At 68.0% G+C, this 5,309-nt stretch carries 1 protein-coding gene; it reads right to left on the bottom strand.

Annotation, left to right across the window (positions count from 1 at the left end; translation table 11 throughout):
- Positions 1 to 95: 95 nt before the first annotated feature.
- The gene (locus B1H29_RS04775; RefSeq protein ID WP_079160025.1) at positions 96 to 5,162 is read right to left on the bottom strand and encodes a type I polyketide synthase; all 5,067 of its coding nucleotides are present in this window, start codon (positions 5,160 to 5,162) and stop codon (positions 96 to 98) included.
- Positions 5,163 to 5,309 lie beyond the last annotated feature (147 nt).

The raw sequence follows: 5,309 nt of genomic DNA, 5'->3' as shown, positions 1-5,309 counted from the left end.
TTTGATCCTGCCCTTGCGGAAGTCGGGGTCTCTACGAATGGCGCCGAAGCACCTATGGACCGTGGGGTGCCGTGTGGCGTGGGGGTGTTCGCGGCTTACGGGGTGTCCAGCTCGTTGTCCAACACGCTGAAGAGTTCCTCGTCCGTCGCGGAGTCGAGGTCATCGAACGGGCCGGTGCCGGCAGGTCCGTGGCCGCGGCTGTTTTCCCAGTTCCAAAGAAGGTCTTTAAGACGTGCCGTCACTTCCGCGTGCCGCGCCGCACCCACCGAGGCGGAAGAGAAGGCCGCTTCCAGTTTCCGGATCTCCGACATGAGCTTCTCGTGCGTGGCTTCTTTGTTGGTCTCGGAGTTGAGTTGTTGGTTGAGGTGGGTGGTGACGGCGTGGGGTGTGGGGTGGTCGAAGGCGAGGGTGGTGGGGAGGTGGAGTCCGGTGGTGTGGGTGAGGTGGTTGCGGAGCTGGACGGTGGTGAGGGAGTCGAAGCCGAGTTGTTTGAAGGGTTGGTGGGGGTCGATGTGGTGGGGGTCGGGGTGGGCGAGGACGGTGGCGATGGTGGTGCGGACGAGGTTGAGGAGGTGTTCGTGGCGTTGTTGTGGGTCGAGGTGGGCGAGTTGGTCTTGTAGGGGGGTGTTGTTGTCTGGGGCGGTGGTTTGGAGTGTGGGTGGTGGTGTGGGGGTGAGGTGGTGGAGGAGTGGGGGGAGTGTGTTGTTGTGGGCTTGGGTGGTGAGGGTGGTGGTGTTGAGGTGGGTGGCGGTGGTGGTGGGGTGGTGGGTGGTGAGTGCGGTGTCGAGGAGGTGGAGTGCGTTGGTGGTGGTGAGGGGTGGGAATCCGGTGCGGGTGGTGTGTTTGCGGGTTGTGGTGTTGAGGTGGCGGATCATGCCGTTGGTGTCGGTCCAGGGGCCCCAGGCGAGGCTGGTGGCGGGGAGTCCTTGGTGGTGTCGGTGGTGGGCGAGGGCGTCGAGGTAGGCGTTGGCGGCGGCGTAGTTGGCCTGTCCGGGTGAGGCGAGGGTGGCGGCGAGGGAGGAGTAGAGGATGAAGGCGTCGAGGTTGAGGTGGCGGGTGGCGTGGTGGAGGTTCCAGGCGGCGTCGACTTTGGGGCGTAGGACGGTGTGGAGTTGTTGGGGGGTGAGTTCGAGGAGGGGGGCCATGTCGATGAGGCCTGCGGTGTGGATGACGGCTGTGAGTGGGTGTGTGTCGGGGAGGGTGGTGAGGAGGTGGGTGAGGGCGTGGGGGTCGGCGATGTCGCAGGCGGCGAGTGTGACGTCGGCTCCGAGGGTTTGTAGTTCTGTGGTGAGTTGATGGGCTCCTGGGGCGTTGGGGCCGGTGCGGCTGGCGAGGAGGAGGTGGCGTACGCCGTGCTGGGTGATGAGGTGGCGTGCGGTGTGTGCGGCGAGTGTTCCGGTGCCGCCGGTGATGAGGACGGTGCCTTGTGGGTTCCAGGTGGGGGGTGGTGTGGTGGTGGGGGTGTGGGTGTGGCGGAGGGCGGGTGTGTGGATGTGGCCTTGGCGGATGGCGAGTTGGGGTTGGTGGTGGGTGTGGGCGTGGTGGAGGGCGTGGGGGAGTGTGGTGGGTGTGTCGGGGTGGGTGTCGAGGTCGATGAGGGTGATGCGGTGGGGGTGTTCGGTCTGGGCGGTGCGGATGAGGGCGGTGGTGGCGGCGTGGGTGAGGTGGGGGTCTTCGTCGGGGGTGACGGTGACGGCTTGGTGGGTGAGGAGGACGAGGTGGGTGTGGGTGGTGCGTTCGTCGGCGAGCCAGGTCTGTAGGAGGTGGAGGGCGGCGGTGAGGGTGTTGTGGGTGTCGGTGGTGGGGTCGGTGGGTGTGGTGGTGGGTGTGGGGAGTGGGCAGATGAGGGTGTCGGGGGTGGTGGTTGCGTTGTCCAGGGCGTGGGTGAGGTCGGTGAGGGTGCGGTAGTGGTCGGCGGTGGGGACCAGTCCGCTGAGGACACGGTGGCCGGCATCGGGTGCATCGGGTGAATCGGACACGCCCAGCCCGTCAGGCCCAGCCTGCCCGTCATCCTGCCCGTCCGGTTCATCCGCCCTGTCCGCCTTGTCCGGCCTGTGCGGCTCGTCTGGCGCAACCGGTGTGTCAGGTGTGTCGAAGGGGTTGGTCAGGAGTGCGGTGTGGGCGGGCAGTGCCGCGGTGGTGTGGGGGGTGGGGTGCTCGTCCCAGGTGAGGTGAAGCAGTGCCGGACCGTTCTCACGTGCAGCAGCGGTCCGGGGCGGGCTCAGCCAGTAGGAGTCGCGCTGGAAGGGATACGTGGGCAACTTCGCCGTGCTGTTGCTGTTGCTGTTGGTGACGTTGCCGGTGGTGGGCCAGTCAATGGCGTGGCCGCTGGTATGGAGAGCGGCGGCGGAGAGCAGAAGCTGACGCAGGTCGCCTTCGTCGCGGCGCAGAGTGCCCTGTACGTGCACCCTGCCTTCCGTGACGGTGTCGGTGGTCTCCTGGATGCCGATGGTCAGGACGGGATGGGGGCTGCACTCGATGAAGTGGGTGTGCCCGTCGTCGAGCAGAGCCTGAGTGGTGGCGGCGAACTCCACGGGCCGGCGCAGGTTGGTGTACCAGTACCGCCCGTCGAGCTGGGCGGTGGCGGTGATCTGCGTGCCGGTTACCGCAGAGTAGTAGGCGATCGCGCCGGTCTCCCGCTCCTGCGGCTGAACTCCGGACAGCAGATCGGCCAGTTCTCCCTCCAGGACCTCCATGTGTGCGGTGTGGGAGGCGTAGTCGACCGGGATGGGACGGGCCCGGACACCGGAGGACTCACAGTGGGCGAGGACTTCCCGCAGGGCGTCGGTGTCGCCCGCGACGACGGTCGCGGTGGGGCCGTTGTGCGCGGCCACCGACAGCCGGCCCTCGTACGAAGCGATCAGCTCACCGGCCGTCTGGCGGTCCACGGCGAGGGAGAGCATCCCGCCGTGCCCGGCGGCCAGGGCACGGATCGCCCGTGACCGCAGCGCCACGATCTTCGCCCCATCCTCGAGGCTGAGGATCCCGGCCACGCATGCGGCAGCGATCTCACCCTGGGAATGACCGACCACCGCGTCAGGCACCACCCCCAGCTCGGCCCAGGCGGCGGCCAGACTCACCATCACGGCCCACAACGCAGGTTGCACCACATCCACCGCGTCCAGGCCTTGCGCCCCTTCCACCTCCGCCAGAACATCCCGCACATCCCAGCCCGTGTACGGCGACAACGCCCGAGCACACTCCGCCAACCGTGCCCCGAACGCCGCCGATTCCGTCTGGAGTCGCACACCCATGCCCGCCCACTGCGAACCCTGCCCGGGAAACACGAAAACCGTCTTCCGCTCACCGGCGCCGGCTGGCGGCCCGAGTACCGCGGCGGGGTGTGCACGGTCTTCCGCCAGGGCGTCGAGGGCATCCAGGGCGGTCGTGCGCGAGGAAGTGACCACAGCGGCGCGATGGGTGAAGGCGGCACGGGTCGTGATGAGCGCGTGCCCGGCGTCCGGCAGGGACAGGCTCGGACGAGCCGACAAGTGGTCGCGTAGTTCGGTGGCTTGGGCGCGCAGCGCTGGTGCGGACTTGGCGGAGAGGGGCAGGACGACGAGGGATGTGTCGTCCTGTGGGGGTGTGGTGGGTTTGTCGGTGTGTGGCGGGGTGGGTTTGTTGTCGGGTGGGGGTGTGGGGGTGGGGGCTTGTTGGAGGATGAGGTGGGCGTTGGTTCCGCTGATGCCGAAGGAGGATATGGCGGCGTTGCGGGGGCGGTTGTGTGTGGGCCAGGGGGTGGGTTGGGTGAGGAGGGTGATGTGGCCGGTGGTCCAGTTGATGTGGGGTGAGGGGTTGTGTGCGTGGAGGGTGGGGGGGAGGTGGTCGTGGTTGAGGGCTTGGACCATTTTGATGATGCCGGCGATGCCTGCGGCGGCTTGGGTGTGGCCGATGTTGGTTTTGAGTGAGCCGAGGTAGAGGGGGTGTTGGGGGGTGTGGTGTTGTCCGTAGGTGTTGAGGAGTGCGTGGGCTTCGATGGGGTCGCCGAGGGTGGTGCCGGTGCCGTGGGCTTCGACGGCGTCGATTTGGTCGGGGGTGAGGTGGGCGTTGGTGAGGGCTTGGTGGATGACGCGTTCTTGGGCGGGGCCGTTGGGTGCGGTGAGTCCGTTGCTGGCGCCGTCCTGGTTGACGGCGGATCCGGGGATGAGGGCGAGGATGGTGCGGCCTTGTGCTTGGGCGTCGCTGAGGCGTTGGAGGACGATGATGCCGGCGCCTTCGGACCAGCCGGTGCCGTCGGCTTCGGCGGCGAAGGCTTTGCAGCGGCCGTCGGGGGCGAGGCCGCCTTGGCGGCTGAATTCGAGGAAGGTTTCGGGGGTGGCCATGATGGTGGCGCCGCCGGCGAGGGCGAGGGTGCATTCGTTGTTGCGGAGGGCTTGGCAGGCGAGGTGGACGGCGACGAGGGAGGAGGAGCAGGCGGTGTCGATGGTGAGGGCGGGTCCGTGGAGGCCGAGGGTGTAGGCGATGCGGCCGGAGGCGACGGCGGGGGCGGTGCCGGTCAGGAGGTAGCCCTCCAACTCGGCGTCGCCCTGGGCGCCGTAGCGGTTGGGGGAGAGGCCGGCGAAGACGCCGGCGCGAGCTTCCGCGAGGTCGGTCGGGGGGATGCCGGCGTCCTCGAGTGCCTCCCAGGCAACCTCCAGGAGGAGTCGCTGCTGGGGGTCCATGGCTTTGGCTTCGCGGGGGGAGATGTTGAAGAACGCGGCGTCGAACTGATCGGCGTCGTACAGGAACCCGCCGCGCCGTGTCACCGATGTCCCGGGCCGACTGCCACGGGTCTCACGGGGAACCCGAGGGCCCTCGCCCTCGTCGGTGCTCCGGTCTTCGGCTCCGTGGCCGTCCCCGTCCCCGTTCCTGTCCCCGCCCTCGTCCCCGTCCTGGCCTTCGGCACCGTCATCGGCGTACGTACCGTACGTATCGAACAGCCCGTCAAGGTCCCAACCACGGTTTGTGGGAAAGTCGCCGATCGCGTCCCGGCCCTCGGCGGCCAACTCCCAGAGTGATTCCGGGGAGACGGCACCACCCGGAAAGCGGCACCCCATTCCGACAATGGCGATCGGCTCGTGCGAGGACTCCTCGGTTTCTCGCAACCGCGCCCGTGCCTCATGGAGTTCGCCACTCACCCGCTTGAGGAAATAGCGAAGCTTTTCCGGGTCTTCTGCCCCCACGACTTTCTCCTCCGCGCTGGTGTTGATTCACGCATCACGGCAGACGGAGGCAGACGTAAGCTGTGGTTCCCCCCGTCGGCACAGCAAGACTGCTTCCGCCAGCGATGACATGTCACCGCCGAGATTGCTCACTGGGACGTGGGGGGG

This window comes from Streptomyces pactum (assembly GCF_002005225.1).
Lineage (GTDB): Bacteria > Actinomycetota > Actinomycetes > Streptomycetales > Streptomycetaceae > Streptomyces > Streptomyces pactum_A.
Note: the sequence above shows the minus strand (reverse complement) of the source record. Positions and strands in the feature narration are given on the sequence as shown.